Genomic DNA, 14,147 nt, shown 5'->3' on the forward strand with positions numbered 1-14,147 from the left:
CTCGCGCCATGTACGGTCGGACGCGGACGACTTCGGGCGGAGTGGTGCGTGGAGACGGGGGAAAAGGACGGATCATGTCGCGAGTGCCAGGGTGGCTCGGCCGGCTCGGTGCCGGACTGACCGAGATGAGCGAGCGGTACAACGAACGCCGTGCCGCGGCCGAACGGGAGGAGGACGACTCCGAGTCCCGGCCCCCGTCCGACGAGCACGTGCCGCCGCCCCCGGACTACGCGCCCGACATCCCGGCCCGGCCCGATCCCGCGCTCGCCGTGCCGTGGGGGGTGCGCGTCGCGGCCGAGGCCGGCTGGCGGCTGCTCGTCCTCGCGGGCACGCTGTGGGTGCTGATGCGGATCATCAGCGCCATCCAGCTCGTGGTGCTCTCCTTCGTCATCGCCCTGCTCATCACGGCGCTGCTGCAGCCGACGGTGACGCGGCTGCGGCGCCACGGGGTGCCGCGCGGGCCGGCCACCGCGCTGACGGCGCTGTTCGGGTTCGTCGTCATGGGCCTGATCGGCTGGTTCGTGACCTGGCAGGTCATGGAGAACATCGACGACCTCTCGGGCCAGATCCAGGACGGCATCGACGAGTTGCGGAACTGGCTGCTGAACAGCCCGTTCCACGTCACCGACAAGCAGATCAACGAGATCGCCAAGAACCTGCGGGAGGCGGTCGGCGCCAACACCGACCAGATCACCTCGGCGGGACTCGAGGGCGTGACGGTCGTCGTGGAGGCCCTGACCGGGATCCTGCTGGCCGTCTTCTGCACGCTGTTCCTGCTCTACGACGGCAAGCGGATCTGGCAGTGGACCCTGAAGCTGGTGCCGGCGGCGGCGCGGCCGGGGGTGGCCGGGGCCGGTCCGGCGGCGTGGCGGACGCTGACGGCGTACGTGCGGGGCACGGTGATCGTCGCGCTGATCGACGCGATCTTCATCGGCCTCGGCATCTACTTCCTCGATGTGCCGATGGCCGTGCCGCTGGCCGTGTTCATCTTCCTGTTCGCGTTCATCCCGCTGGTGGGCGCGGTGGTCTCCGGGGCGCTGGCGGTGGTCGTCGCGCTCGTCACCCAGGGGGTGTTCACGGCCGTCATGACGCTGGTGGTCGTGCTGGCGGTGCAGCAGATCGAGGGACACATCCTGCAGCCGTTCATCCTGGGGCGGGCCGTGCGGGTGCATCCGCTGGCGGTGGTGCTGGCGGTGGCCTGCGGAGGGATGGTGGCCGGGATCGGGGGCGCGGTGGTGGCCGTGCCGCTGGTGGCCGTGACGAACACGGTGGCGGGGTATCTGCGGGCGTTCTCGCGGCAGTCGGCCGTGCGGCATTCCGTGCGGCCGCGAGGTGCCACGGCGATGAGCGAGGAGCCCGCTTCGGACGCGCCCTGAGACAACAGCAGGGCCCCGTCCACCTGTTGGTGGCGGGGCCCTGCTCGGCGAGGCCGGTGCCGAGGGTTACTCGGACAGGACCGCCTCGGCGTCCAGCGTCACGCCGACCGCCTGGATCACGGACGCGATCTTGAACGCCTCCTGGACGACCTCGCGGTCGAGGCCGGCCTTGCGCAGGACCTGCTCGTGGGAGTCCAGGCACATGCCGCAGCCGTTGATCGCGGAGACCGCGAAGGACCACAGCTCGAAGTCGACCTTGTCGACGCCCGGGTTGCCGATGACGTTCATCCGCAGACCCGCGCGCAGGTTGCCGTACTCGTGGTCCGACAGCAGGTGGCGCGTGCGGTAGAAGACGTTGTTCATCGCCATCACCGCGGCCGCGGCCTTGGCGGCCGTGTACGCCTCCGGCGACAGGTTCGCCTTGGCCTCGGGCTCCAGCTCGCGCAGGACGATCGGGGAGCGCGAGGCGATGGCGGTCGCCAGCACCGTGCCCCACAGCTGCTGGGCGGGCAGGTCCGAGTTGCCGATGACCGAGCCCAGGTTGAGCTTCAGGTCCTTGGCGTAGTCCGGTATGGCGGACTTCAGCGCGTCGAGGGACATGTCAGATCACTCTCCGGCGAGCAGCGCGACCGGGTCCAGGGTCTCGTCGCCCTTGGACCAGTTGCAAGGGCACAGCTCGTCCGTCTGGAGGGCGTCCAGGACCCGCAGGACCTCCTTCGGGTTACGGCCGACCGAACCCGCGGTCACCATCGAGAACTGGATCTCGTTGTTCTGGTCCACGATGAAGACCGCGCGCTTGGCGAAGCCGTCCTCGTCCTCGATGCCCAGCTCGCGCATCAGCTCGTGCTTGGAGTCGGCCATCATCGGGAACGGCAGGTCGCGCAGGTCGTCGTGGTCCTTGCGCCAGGCGTGGTGGACGAACTCGGAGTCGCCGGAGAAGCCGAGGACCTGGGCGTCGCGGTCGGCGAACTCGTCGTTCAGCTTGCCGAAGGCGGCGATCTCGGTCGGGCACACGAAGGTGAAGTCCTTGGGCCAGGCGAAGATCACCTTCCACTTACCCTCGTAGGTCTTGTGGTTGATCTTCTCGAACTCCTTGCCCTTCTCCAGCGAGACGCAGGCGGTCAGTTCGAACTCGGGGAACTTGTCACCGACGGTGAGCACACACACTCCTTGCAGCGAAGAAACCCCCGGATTGCGGGGATTTCCCATGGGTTGGACTGTGTTGATGTTGGCACAGGCTCGATTGATTACGGAAATAGCTACACTCGGTCGAGTTGATCGGAGGTAGTTATCAGTGACTGTCGGTAATAAGCGCAGGCAGCCCAGTCTCGCCCAGCTGCGCGCCTTCGCCGCCGTCGCCGAGCACCTGCACTTCCGGGACGCCGCCGGGGCGATCGGCATGAGCCAGCCCGCCCTCTCGGGCGCCGTCGCGGCGCTGGAGGAGACACTCGGAGTGACGCTCCTGGAGCGTACGACGCGCAAGGTGCTGCTCTCACCGGAGGGGGAGCGGATCGCCGTACGGGCCAAGGCGGTGCTGGCGGAGGTGGGCGCCCTGATGGAGGAGGCCGAGGCGGTGCGCGCGCCGTTCACGGGGGCGCTGCGGCTGGGGGTCATCCCGACCGTGGCGCCCTACCTGCTGCCCACCGTCCTGCGGCTGGTCCACGATCGGTATCCGCACCTCGACCTCCAGGTGCACGAGGAGCAGACCGCCAACCTGCTCGACGGCCTCGCCGGCGGCCGGCTCGACCTGCTGCTGCTCGCCGTGCCGCTGGGCGTGCCGGGCGTCGCCGAACTGCCCTTGTTCGACGAGGACTTCGTGCTCGTCACCCCGCTCGACCACTGGCTCGGCGGACGCGAGGGCATCCCGCGTGAGGCGCTGCGCGAGCTGAACCTGCTGCTGCTGGACGAGGGGCACTGCCTGCGCGACCAGGCCCTCGACATCTGCCGGGAGGCCGGTCGCGACGACGTGCCGGTCACCACGACGGCCGCCGGACTGTCCACGCTGGTGCAGCTGGTGGCCGGCGGCCTCGGCGTCACGCTGCTGCCGCGCACCGCCGTCAAGGTCGAGACCTCCCGCAGCAACCAGCTCCTCACCGGGTACTTCGCCGACCCGGCCCCCACCCGCCGTATCGCGCTGGCGATGCGGGCGGGGGCCGCGCGCGGCGCCGAGTACGAGGAACTGGCGGCGGCGCTGCGGGAGGCCCTGCGGCCCCTGCCCGTACGGGTCCTGGGCCAGGACGCCTGAGGCCCTGCCCCCTCAAGGGGCCTCACTCCGTGCGCAGCCCGTCCGGCCGCATCATCTTCAGCAGCGGTGGCAGGCTCAGCAGCGTCACCACCAGGACGACGCCCGCGCCGATGCCCGTCATGGACAGTACGCTCGGCCAGTCCACCCGGACGGACGTGTTGACCATCCGCAGCAGGACCGCGCCCAGGGCCGTGCCCACCGCCGCGGCGAGCAGCAGGCCGAGCCCGATCGGGATGGCCGTCTGCCACAGCACCGACAGGCCGAGGGTGCGGCGCCGGATGCCGAAGGCGACCAGGGCCGACAGCAGCTTGCGGCGCTCGCGCAACTGCTCCAGCTGCGAGACCAGCAGGCTCGCCCCGATCAGCGCCAGCACGCACGCGGCGCCGACGGACAGGCCGGTGCGGATGGTGGCGTAGCGGTCGTTGCGCTCGACGGCGTGCCAGACCATGGGGTCGGCCATGGGGTCGATGGCCGCCGCCGTGTTGCGCACGTACTCGTACGCGTCCGGCTCGCCGGGGGAGAGGCTGAGGTAGAGCTCCTTCTCGGCGAACCGCGCGAGCGTCGTGAACGGGGAGCCCGGCGTCACCAGGATGCCGCCGCGCTTGGTGCCGGTCGGGTCCTCGCGGGACTCGGCCGGCCGGATGTCCCGCGGCACGGTCCAGGAGAAGCGCTCCCCGGGCCGGCCGTCGTTCACGCCGTCGAACCACAGCTTCTTGCCCGGCTGGGCGAGCCCGGCCGTGTCGGTGTCGTACTCCCCTCCGTGCACGGCGAAGACGTCGCCGTCGCGGCAGGAGGGCAGCGTGGCCACCTCGCGCAGGGTGGCGCAGTCGCCGACGGTGACCTGGATGATGGCATCCGTGTCGCTGCGCCCGTCGGTGAGGTAGGTCTCGCCCATGGCGGTGACCTTGCGGACGCCCTTGGTGTCGCGGAACTTCTGGGCGGTGGAGGCGAGTTCGAGGTCGTCCGGCACGTGCACCTGCATCTGGGCGCGGGAGACGTCGTAGCGCGACGCCGCGGTGTAGGTGCCCTCCACCCCGGCGAACAGCATCTGCAGCGCGATCGCCCCGGCCACCGCGACCGCGATGCCGTTGACCATGCGGGCCGCCGCGCCGCTGCTCAACTGCAGCCTGCGCACGGCGAGTTGCCAGGCGACCCCGCCCGATCCGAGGCGGGCGACGACCGTCTCCACCACCCACGGCAGCAAGGCCGTGACCCCGACGAGCAGGAGCATGACACCGCCGACGACGAGGTACTGGTTGAAGGTCCCCTCGTCACCGCCCTGGCCGACCATCGGGAACAGCAGCGCGAGGCCGCCCAGCGGCAGCACCAGCCGCCACCACAGCCGGCGCCGCGTCGGCCTGGCCGTGCGCACCACGCCGAGCGGCTCGATGACCACCCCGCGCAGGGCGAGCAGCGTCACCAGCACGGCGGCCGTCGGCACCGCCAGCGCGACCAGGGCGGCCAGCAGGGGCGAGGGGTTCAGGTAGCTCGGGAAGACGCTGACGCGGGACACCTCGAAGGAGGCCGCCAGCTGACGTCCGAGCAGGAAGAACCCGGTACCGAGGACGAGACCCAGCACGGACCCGGCGAGGGCCTCGCCGGCGGCGATGCGCCGGGTCATCCGGCTGTCGGAGCCGACCAGCCGCAGCGCCGCGAGCCTGCGGTCGCGCCGCTCGCCGCCGAACCGCACGGCCGCGGCGATGAACACGGCGACCGGCATCAGCAGCACCACGAAGACGACCAGGACCAGCAGGAGCAGGACCGGGTCCCAGGGGTCGGACGGTGCCAGGTCCGAGTTGCCGAAGCGGTCGATCCGCGCCCCGCTGGCCGAACCGAGCCGGTCGGCGAGCCCCTGTCCGCCCGTGAAGTAGGCGAGCTCCTGGGAGCCGATGAGCCCCTGCTCTCCGATGGTGCCCGTGATCCGGTAGGGCAGCCGCTCGCGCAGCAGCTTCCCGTCGTCGGAGGCGAGCAGCTCCTTCAGCGCGGGGGAGACGGCCATCTCGCCCTTGGCCGGGAACTCCGCGAGCCCCGGCGGCAGCGGAGCGCGCGGGCCCTCCGGCTCCACCATGCGCCCCCGCACGTCCCGGTCGCGGAACGTGGTGTCCGTGTCCAGCACGATCAGGGTGTTGTCGGCCTTCGGTATCTCCTGCTGGCTGAAGGTGTGGTCGCTGCGCGCCTCCTCCCGCCGGTCCCGTTCCGCCAGCGCGTTCGGGATGGCGGTGGTGAGCAGCAGCAGCGCCACGCCGAGTCCGACGCCGACGGCCGTGAGCAGCGCCCGGATCCACCCCTCGCGCCCGCCCGCGAAGGCGAACCGGGCGCCCATGGCCAGATCCCGGCCCCACTGCCCGGCACTCATACGACGCGCTCCATGTCCCGGGACCTGCCGTCCCGGACGACGATCTCGCGGTCGGAGTAGGCGGCCACCCGTGCCTCGTGCGTGACGAGCACCACGGCCGTGTTCGCGGACCGGGCGGCGTCCGTGAGGAGTTCCATCACGCGCTCGCCGTTGAACGAGTCGAGCGCGCCGGTCGGCTCGTCGGCGAACACCACGCGCGGGTTCGTCACCAGCGAGCGGGCGACGGCGACCCGCTGCCCCTGGCCGCCGGACACCTCCCCGGGCCGCTTCTTGCGCAGGTCGTCCACCTCCAGCCGCTCCATCCACGCCAGCGCGGTCCGCTCGGCCTCCTTGCGGGAGGATCCGCTCAGGCGGAGTGGCAGCGCGACGTTCTCCACGCAGGTCAGTTCCGGCACGAGCTGCCCGAACTGGAAGACGAACCCGAACGCGGAGCGGCGCAGCGCACTGCGCTCGGCATCGCTCATCGCGGTCACCTCCCGCCCGTCGTACGTGATCGAGCCCGAGTCGGGCGTGACGATCCCGGCGAGGCAGTGCAGCAGCGTCGACTTGCCCGACCCGGAGGGGCCCATCACGGCGACGACCTCACCCGGGTGGATGGAGAACTCGGCACCGTCGAGCGCGGTGGTCGGCCCGTACGCCTTGCGCAGGTCCCGGGCGACGAGGAGCGAACCGGCGGGAGCGGTCACCGGGTCACCGCCGCACGGAGCTTGTCCAGCCGGGCCGCGGTCAGTTCCAGCCAGCGCAGGTCCGCCTCCAGGTGGAACAGGGCGTGGTCGCAGATGAGCTGGTCGGCCAGGTCGCCCTTGCGCTTGCGGTCGGTCAGGATCCGCATGCTGCGCAGGTGCTCGGAGCGCTGGTTGTCGAGGATGTCGGCGGCGTCCCGGTGGGTGAGCAGCGCGAGGACGACCTTGGTGTAGAGGGTCGACTGGAGGTACGGCTCCGGCTTCTCGGGTGTGGCGAGCCAACGCTCGACGTCGGTGATGCCGGCCTCGGTGATGGCGTACCGCTTGCGCTCGGGCCCGCCGCCCGGCTCGATGCCGTCGACTTCGACGAGCCCGTTCTTCAGCAGCCGGGACATCGTCGAGTAGACCTGGCCGTAGTGCAGCGGCCGGTCGTGACCGAACTTCTCGTCGAAGGCCCGCTTCAGGTCGTAACCGTGGCGCGGGCCGGACTCCAGGAGCCCCAGGAGAGTGTGACCGATGGACATGCCAGGACTGTACACGGGGTGTATACGCGAGATGTATACGCCGAGTGCGCAGTTCCTGGCGGTCGGTGCGGGTGCGCAGGTCGGGGGCGGTTGTCACGGTTCCGCAACAGGCTATTGCTCCGGGTCCCGGGGTGGGCGTCCCCGCCGGGGCAGCGGCCCCGTCTCCCTCGGCAGCCGCCCGGCCTCGGCCAGCGCCTTCCGCAGCAGGAACTCGATCTGCGCGTTGGCCGAGCGCAGTTCGTCCCCGGCCCACCGCGCCAGCGCCTCGTACACCGCCGGGTCCAGCCGCAGCAGCACCTGCTTGCGCTGCTGCTGCGGCCGGCGCTGCGAACCCGGGCCCTCGGGAGGCACCGTCACTGGTACAGGGACCCGGTGTTGAGGACCGGCTGGGCGGCGCGGTCGCCGCACAGGACCACCATCAGGTTGGAGACCATCGTCGCCTTCCGCTCGGAGTCCAGCTCCACGATGTCCCGCTCGGTGATCCGGGCGATCGCGGCCTCGACCATGCCCACCGCCCCGTCGACGATCTGCCGCCGGGCCGCGACGACCGCCCCGGCCTGCTGCCGCTGGAGCATCGCCGAGGCGATCTCGGGGGCGTAGGCGAGGTGCGTGAAGCGGGACTCGATGATCTGCACGCCGGCCGCCTCCACGCGCGCGTGCAGTTCGACGGCGAGCTTCTCGGTGATCTCCTCGGCGTTGCCGCGCAGCGAGAGGCCGTCCTCCTCGTGGGCGTCGTAGGGGTACTCGATGGCGATGTGCCGCACGGCCGCCTCGGTCTGCGTGGAGACGAACTCGACGTAGTCGTCCACCTCGAAGGTCGCCTGGGCGGTGTCCTCGACGCGCCACACCACGACCGCGGCCAGCTCGATCGGGTTGCCGTAGGCGTCGTTGACCTTCAGGACGGCTGTCTCGTGGTTGCGGACACGGGTCGAGATCTTCGTGCGCGAGGTGAGCGGGTTCACCCAGCGCAGGCCGTCCTGCCGGATCGTGCCGCGGTACCGGCCGAAGAGCTGGACGACCCGGGCCTCGCCGGGCGCCACCATGTTCAGCCCGCACATGGCCAGGAACGCCGCGAGCGCGACCAGGACGCCGCCGATGATCAGACCGGCCTTCGCCCCGCCGCCCTCCACCGACGTGGCGGCCGCGATCAGCCCGGCGCCGGCCAGCAGTCCGAGCAGGCCGAGCAGCAGGGCGAGCCCGCCGCCGATGCTGTGCGCGGCGAACTCCCGGACCCGGGGCGCCGGCATCTCGGGCACGTCGGCGGTGACCTGCGGTCGGTGTGTGGACATGGGTGATCCCCCGTTCCTCGCGGGAAGCCACGCCTGCATAGCTTCCACCTATCTAAGTGATATCACTTTTCTGCGTTCTGGCAACCCTGCGGGTGTCTCGTACGTCGGTTCCGTTGGGGTGGGTGCTGATTGTCACGTCCGCAAAGGGCCGGATCGGCAGGCCTATCTCATATCTCCCGGTGTTAGCTTTCTGAGCTGACCTGAGGCGGCGAACCTGTGTGACACATGAGCACACATGAACGAAGCGGAGCGGATCGGACCCATGGGACGAGCGGAAGAGAGACGCGCCCGACAGCGCGGTGGGCGCCGGGCGGCACCCAAGCGCCGCCGTTCGTCGGCCGCGACTGGGAAGAGCGGCATACGCAGGCTCTTCACCTGGAAGAAGATCCTCGGCACCTTCCTCGGCCTGTGCCTGCTGGGCATGGGCGCCTTCGTCGTGCTGTACATGATGATCGGCATCCCCGAGGGGAACGCCGACGCCAAGTGGCAGAGCAACGTCTACAAGTACAGCGACGGCACGCTCCTGGCCCGCACGGGTGACCGCAACCGCGAGATCGTGGACCTGGCCAAGATCCCCAAGCCCGTCCAGAAGACCTTCGTCGCCGCCGAGAACAAGACCTTCTACAAGGACGCCGGTGTCGACCTGAAGGGCACCGCCCGCGGCCTGCTGAACACGGTCACCGGCAAGGGCGCCCAGGGCGGTTCCACCATCACCCAGCAGTACGTCAAGAACTACTACCTCACGCAGGAACAGACCGTCTCGCGCAAGCTGAAGGAACTGGTCATCTCGCTGAAGCTGGACCGCGAGAAGTCCAAGGACTACATCCTGGCCGGCTACATCAACACCAGCTACTACGGCCGTGGCACCTACGGCATCCAGGCCGCCGCCCAGGCCTACTACGGCGTCGACGCCCAGGACCTCGACGTCGAGCAGGGCGCCTACCTCGCCGCGCTGCTCCAGGCCCCGAGCGAGTACGACTGGGCGGTCGCCTCCCCGACGGGGAAGAGGCTGGTGAAGGCCCGCTGGAACTACGTCCTGGACAACATGGTCGAGGAGGGCTGGCTGAGCAAGGCCAAGCGCGCCGCCATGAAGTTCCCGGTGCCCGAGCCGCCCAAGAACGACCCCAGCCTGGAGGGCCAGACCGGCTACCTGGTGAAGTCGGCCGACGCCGCGTTGGAGAGGCAGCTGGTCGCCCAGGGCACCGCCGAGGACCTGAAGACGGCCCAGGCGATGGTGGAACAGGGGGGCTGGACCCTCACCCTGAACATCGACAAGAAGAAGCAGGCGGCCCTGGAGAAGGCCGTCAAGAAGCAGCTGGACAGCAAGCTGGACCCGAAGACGCGGAAGGTGGACGCGGACGTCCAGGCCGGCGCCGCCTCCGTGAACCCGAAGACGGGCGCGGTCGTCGCGATGTACGGCGGCAGGGACTATCTGAAGCACTACCTCAACAACGCGACCCGCACGGACTACCAGCCCGCCTCCACCTTCAAGCCGGTCATCCTGGCCGCCGCCCTGGAGGAGGACGCCAAGACCCAGGACGGCAGGCCGATCAGGGCGAACACGGTCTACGACGGCACGAGCAAGCGGCCGGTCGTCGACAACGGCACCAAGGTCGGGTTCGCCCCGGAGAACGAGGACGACCGGAGCTACGGGAAGGTCACCGTCCAGCGGGCGATGAACGACTCCATCAACTCCGTCTTCGCGCAGATGGGCGTCGACGTCGGCATGCCGGAGGTCGTGAAGGTCGCCGGCAAGCTCGGCATGGACACCGAGAACATGGAGGCCGTGCCCGCGCAGACCCTGGGCACCATGGGCGCGAGCCCGCTGCAGATGGCCGGTGTCTACGCGACCCTCGACAACCACGGGAAGAAGGTCACCCCGGCGCTCGTCAAGTCGGTCGAGCACAACACCCGGACGGTCACCTTCCCCGACCCGGTCGGTGAGCAGGTCATCAGCCGCGAGGCCGCCGACACGGTCACGTCGGTGCTGACCGGCGTGGTCGACGACGGTACGGCCAAGAAGTCCGTGCAGGGCAACGCCGAGCGGGACGGGCAGCAGGTCGCGGGCAAGACGGGCACGTCCGACGACAACAAGTCGGCCTGGTTCACCGGCTACACGCCCGACCTGGTCACGTCGGTCGGACTGTTCGGCGAGGACGACAAGCCGCCGCACGCACAGGTCCCGATGTACAAGGCGGGCGGCGAGCCCCGGGTCAACGGCGGTGGTTTCCCGGCGCAGATCTGGGCCGCGTACATGTTCGCCGTGACGTCCTCGGACGCCGAGTTCGACCTGGAGACCGACCAGGGAGCGGCCGTCCAGCCGACCTGGACGCCGACTCCGTCCCAGACGCCGACGACGCGGGAGCCGTCGGCGACACCGACGACCCAGAAACCGTCCGAGACGCCGACGACGCAGCCGCCGTCCCAGACTCCGACCACACAGGCTCCGTCCCAGACGCCGACCACGAAGCCGCCCACGGTCGAGCCGACGCTCAGGCCGACGGACGGCTCCAGCCTGGAGCCGCCGGGATTCGGCGGCGACCAGTAGCGACGCGCGAGGGCGCCCGGCATGCCGCCGGGCGCCCTCGCGCTGGTTCACCACGCCGATGGCGGAACGGAGAGCCGTCGTATGCGCGGGCTTGGTCGAGGTGGGTGACAAGGAGAGGCATCATGCTGGTCGTCGTACTGGTCACCACCGTCCTGGCCGTCGGCGTTCTGATCGCCAAGGCCATCATGCTGAGGTGGACCGAGCGGCTGCTGCTGGCCGACGCCGCCCACGGAGCCCTGGCGGAAGCGGCACTGCTCCTCGCGAGCCTCGCCTGGCTGATCAACATGTACGGCGTGATCTCGGTGTTCGGGGGACCCGGCCAGGCCGTCTCCCTTCTCCCCGCCCGCCAGGTCCGTCGTACGGACCACGGCGTCATCAACCTCGTGCCCGCCTGGATCGCGCCCACCGTGGTGGCGCTGTTCGCCGCCGCCGCCCTCTGTCTCCTCCTCGCTGTGGGGCTGGCCGTACGGAGCGGGAAGATCCCCTTCATCAGCCGGAAAGGGTCCCTGCGTTGAGAAACGCGTTCACTGGCCGGCCCAGCCGTCGTCAATGACCTCGACCCGGTGAGCCCGGCCCGCCAGCGACAGCAGGACCGCCCCCCGACGAGGCTGCCGGGGGGCGGTCCTGCGCTGTGCCGGACGACCGTCACGTGTCCGTGGCGGTCAGCTGCGGTTGAGCTCGAACCACACCACCTTGCCCGTGCTGAGCCGGGTCGCGCCCCAGCGCCGGGCCAGCCGGTTCACCAGGTACAGCCCGCGTCCGCCCTCGTCGGTCGCCCGGGCCTGCCGCAGCCGCGGCAACTGCGGGACGTCGTCCCCGACTTCGCAGCGCAGCACGTCCGTGCGCAGCAGCCGCAGCGTGACCGGCCGGGACGCGTACCGCACGGCGTTCGTCACGACCTCGCTGACCAGCAGCTCCACGGAGTCGCTCAGCTCCTCCAGGCCCCAGCGCTGGAGCGCGCGCCGGGCCAGCCGGCGGGCCCGGCCGGGAGCGGCGTCCTCCGGCTCCAGGAACCAGTACGCCACATCGCTGGGCGCGATCCCGTCGAAGCGGGCGGCGAGCAGCGCGATGTCGTCGTCCCGGTCGCCCGGGCCGAGCATGTCGAGCACCTCGTCGCACAGCGCCTCCAGGGGCGGCGGATGGTCCGGCCCGGTGAGCTGCGCGGTCGCGGCGAGCTTCTCCCGCAGCTGCTCGATGCCGGTCCACACGTCCCTGAGGCGCGACTCGACCAGGCCGTCGGTGTACAGCAGCAGGGTCGCCCCGGCGGGCGCGTCCAGCTCGACCGCCTCGAAGTCGACGCCGCCGACCCCGATGGGCGCACCGGCCGGCACGCGCAGCACCTCGGCGCGGCCGCCCAGGTGGAGCAGGACGGGCGGCGGATGACCGGCGTTGGCGATGGTGATGCGGTGCGATACCGGGTCGTAGACGGCGTACAGGCAGGTCGCCATGCGGTCCACGCCGAGGCGCTGGGCCTGTTCGTCGAGGTGGTGCAGGACCTCCTGCGGCGGCAGGTCGAGCCCGGCGAGCGTCTGCGCCGTCGTGCGCAGCTGGCCCATGATGGCGGCCGACGTCATGGAGTGGCCCATCACGTCACCGACAACCAGGGCGACGCGGCTGCCCGGCAGCGGGATCGCGTCGTACCAGTCACCGCCGACCCGGGCGGTCTCCGCGGCCGGCAGGTACCGCGAGGCGAGCCGTACGCCCGTGGGGCGGGGCAGCGTCTCGGGCAGCATGGTGCGCTGCAGCTCGTCCGCGATGTAGGCCTCGCGGCCGTACAGCACGGCCTTGTCGATGCCGAGGGCGCTGTGCGTGGCCAGTTGCGCGGCCACCAGCAGGTCGTCCGGCTCGAAGGCGATGCGCTCGGGACGGCGCAGGAACAGCGCGGCACCGATCACCCGGCGCCGGCCGCGCAGCGGCGCGAGGATCGCGCGCTGTCCGTCCGGTACGCCGAATTCGCCGCCCTCGCCGAGCAGTTCCGGCAGTGCGGCGCGGGCGGCGGGAGCGTCGGTGAACACCGGGCGCACGCCCCGCAGGACCTCGGCGAGCGCGCTGCCGGGCCGGACCTCGCACAGCTCGGCGCCGACCGTGTCCAGTTCGTTCGGCTCGGGCTGCGCGGCCGGCAGGAAGCCGTTCTCGGTGTCGCGCTCCGCCGGTATCCGGTCGGTGCGGCGCAGCCGCAGCACGAGCGGGCCGGTGGGCCGCTCGTCGCCGACGGGCAGCGGGTCGCGCAGATAGACCAGGATCGCGTCGGAGAAGGTGGGCACGGTCGCCCGGCACAGCCCCATCACGATCTCGTCGAGGTCGATGCCGCGGGCGATCCGCCGGGTGGCGGCCCCGACGAACCTGAGCCGGTCGCCGTCCCGCCGCATGGGCGTGGGCCGGCCCGGCGGCAGGCTCTGGCCGGAGCGGCGCTCCTGCCCGTCGGCGCTGGGCGCCTGCCGGTCCTGTTCGTCGGCCGGCTGCAGCGGAATGTGCTCGGGGGCGGGGCGCGGCCGAGGGGTGTCGCGCTCGGCGGTCTGCTCGGCACCCGGCTGGGAGTGCTCGGAGGCGGGGTCGCTCACGGTGTCCTTGCCCTTGCCGAACGGCGTGGAGGTGCCCGGCTCCGACGTGCCCGGCGTGAGGTGCGCCGTCGTGACCGGGGCGGTGACTTCGCCGCCGGAGCGGCTCTGTGCCGGTAAGGCGCCCGCGCCGGGCGCACGCGCCGGTGTCGAGGTATGCACGAGCGCCCCGCGGGGGTCCGCGGGGTCGACGCCCGGCTGGGGGCGCTCGAAGGAGGTCGGCTGCTCCGTCACGCGTGTCGAATCCATCCGTCCGGGGCTGCGCGCCGCGCGCGCAGTTGGTCCCGCCGAAACTCCGATACCCGGAATACGTGCCCCAGGAACGGAATTCCCGCGTGGTCAGAGGTTGTTCCTGTGCCACCGGCGGACCGTCTGTGGCCCGCAGAGGCCGTCTGACGGCCCCTGGAGCCTGTGGCGCAGGCCCTGCCGGTGTTGCCCTCGTACCCCTCGCTCACGTCCTGCCGCCCCTCGGTGACGATCGGTCAAGCTCAGCGCGTGCTCCGGTAGTTGCCGCCGCGCGCCCTTGCGGAGGACGATCCTACGTTTCTTGCCCGGGGGCGCAGCAAGG

General features: G+C 71.2%; 12 protein-coding genes. 4 read left to right on the forward strand and 8 right to left on the reverse strand.

Features of this window, described 5'->3' with window-relative positions; genetic code table 11:
* The first annotated feature begins 74 nt into the window (after positions 1-74).
* A complete protein-coding gene (locus tag C1703_RS25505; RefSeq protein WP_114255037.1) occupies positions 75-1,376 on the forward strand; it encodes an AI-2E family transporter in 1,302 nt (433 codons plus the stop codon).
* Between the two features lie 66 nt (positions 1,377-1,442).
* On the opposite strand, the gene C1703_RS25510 is transcribed toward C1703_RS25505, so the two are convergent.
* Positions 1,443-1,976 carry an alkyl hydroperoxide reductase gene (locus C1703_RS25510; protein ID WP_114255038.1) on the reverse strand — a complete coding sequence of 178 codons (534 nt, stop codon included), beginning with the start codon at positions 1,974-1,976 and terminating at the stop codon, positions 1,443-1,445.
* 6 nt (positions 1,977-1,982) lie between these two features.
* Positions 1,983-2,537, reverse strand: a complete 555-nt coding sequence (locus C1703_RS25515) for a peroxiredoxin (protein WP_114255039.1) — start codon at positions 2,535-2,537, stop codon at positions 1,983-1,985.
* Positions 2,538-2,670: 133 nt separating this feature from the next.
* On the opposite strand from C1703_RS25515, the gene C1703_RS25520 reads away from it, so the two are divergent.
* Positions 2,671-3,621 carry a LysR substrate-binding domain-containing protein gene (locus C1703_RS25520; RefSeq protein ID WP_114255040.1) on the forward strand — a complete coding sequence of 317 codons (951 nt, stop codon included), beginning with the start codon at positions 2,671-2,673 and terminating at the stop codon, positions 3,619-3,621.
* 22 nt (positions 3,622-3,643) lie between these two features.
* Here C1703_RS25520 and C1703_RS25525 read toward each other — a convergent pair whose 3' ends face one another.
* From C1703_RS25525 to C1703_RS25545, 5 genes are all read right to left on the reverse strand, one after another.
* Positions 3,644-5,977 carry an FtsX-like permease family protein gene (locus C1703_RS25525; protein WP_114255041.1) on the reverse strand — a complete coding sequence of 778 codons (2,334 nt, stop codon included), beginning with the start codon at positions 5,975-5,977 and terminating at the stop codon, positions 3,644-3,646.
* On the reverse strand, positions 5,974-6,663 hold the full coding sequence (locus C1703_RS25530) for an ABC transporter ATP-binding protein (protein ID WP_031119688.1): 690 nt from the start codon (positions 6,661-6,663) through the stop codon (positions 5,974-5,976). The genes C1703_RS25525 and C1703_RS25530 overlap by 4 nt, the downstream gene beginning before the upstream one ends.
* The gene (locus C1703_RS25535) at positions 6,660-7,184 is read right to left on the reverse strand and encodes a PadR family transcriptional regulator (protein ID WP_114255042.1); all 525 of its coding nucleotides are present in this window, start codon (positions 7,182-7,184) and stop codon (positions 6,660-6,662) included. The genes C1703_RS25530 and C1703_RS25535 overlap by 4 nt, the downstream gene beginning before the upstream one ends.
* A 111-nt stretch (positions 7,185-7,295) precedes the next feature.
* On the reverse strand, positions 7,296-7,541 hold the full coding sequence (locus C1703_RS25540; RefSeq protein ID WP_114255043.1) for a hypothetical protein: 246 nt from the start codon (positions 7,539-7,541) through the stop codon (positions 7,296-7,298).
* On the reverse strand, positions 7,538-8,473 hold the full coding sequence (locus C1703_RS25545) for an SPFH domain-containing protein (RefSeq protein WP_114255044.1): 936 nt from the start codon (positions 8,471-8,473) through the stop codon (positions 7,538-7,540). Before C1703_RS25545 ends, C1703_RS25540 begins: the two co-directional genes overlap by 4 nt.
* Before the next feature lie 262 nt (positions 8,474-8,735).
* Between C1703_RS25545 and C1703_RS25550 the strand changes: the two genes are divergently transcribed.
* Positions 8,736-11,021: a transglycosylase domain-containing protein gene (locus C1703_RS25550; RefSeq protein ID WP_114257588.1), complete on the forward strand. Its 2,286-nt coding sequence runs from the start codon at positions 8,736-8,738 to the stop codon at positions 11,019-11,021.
* A 122-nt stretch (positions 11,022-11,143) separates the two neighbouring features.
* Entirely contained in the window at positions 11,144-11,536 is a 393-nt protein-coding gene (locus tag C1703_RS25555; protein WP_114255045.1) for a hypothetical protein, read from the forward strand.
* Positions 11,537-11,683: 147 nt separating this feature from the next.
* On the opposite strand, the gene C1703_RS25560 is transcribed toward C1703_RS25555, so the two are convergent.
* On the reverse strand, positions 11,684-13,828 hold the full coding sequence (locus C1703_RS25560; RefSeq protein ID WP_114255046.1) for a SpoIIE family protein phosphatase: 2,145 nt from the start codon (positions 13,826-13,828) through the stop codon (positions 11,684-11,686).
* Positions 13,829-14,147: the final 319 nt, after the last annotated feature.

Source organism: Streptomyces sp. Go-475 (assembly GCF_003330845.1).
Classification (GTDB): Bacteria; Actinomycetota; Actinomycetes; order Streptomycetales; family Streptomycetaceae; genus Streptomyces.

Excerpts from the sequence above, each read along its gene's own strand:
- C1703_RS25510 (WP_114255038.1), bottom strand. The coding sequence starts at position 1,976 with ATGTCCCTCGACGCGCTGAAGTCCGCCATACCGGACTACGCCAAGGAC.
- C1703_RS25505 (WP_114255037.1), top strand. The coding sequence starts at position 75 with ATGTCGCGAGTGCCAGGGTGGCTCGGCCGGCTCGGTGCCGGACTGACC.
- C1703_RS25560 (WP_114255046.1), bottom strand. The coding sequence starts at position 13,828 with ATGGATTCGACACGCGTGACGGAGCAGCCGACCTCCTTCGAGCGCCCC.
- C1703_RS25550 (WP_114257588.1), top strand. The coding sequence starts at position 8,736 with ATGGGACGAGCGGAAGAGAGACGCGCCCGACAGCGCGGTGGGCGCCGG.
- C1703_RS25545 (WP_114255044.1), bottom strand. The coding sequence starts at position 8,473 with ATGTCCACACACCGACCGCAGGTCACCGCCGACGTGCCCGAGATGCCG.
- C1703_RS25525 (WP_114255041.1), bottom strand. The coding sequence starts at position 5,977 with ATGAGTGCCGGGCAGTGGGGCCGGGATCTGGCCATGGGCGCCCGGTTC.
- C1703_RS25555 (WP_114255045.1), top strand. The coding sequence starts at position 11,144 with ATGCTGGTCGTCGTACTGGTCACCACCGTCCTGGCCGTCGGCGTTCTG.
- C1703_RS25535 (WP_114255042.1), bottom strand. The coding sequence starts at position 7,184 with ATGTCCATCGGTCACACTCTCCTGGGGCTCCTGGAGTCCGGCCCGCGC.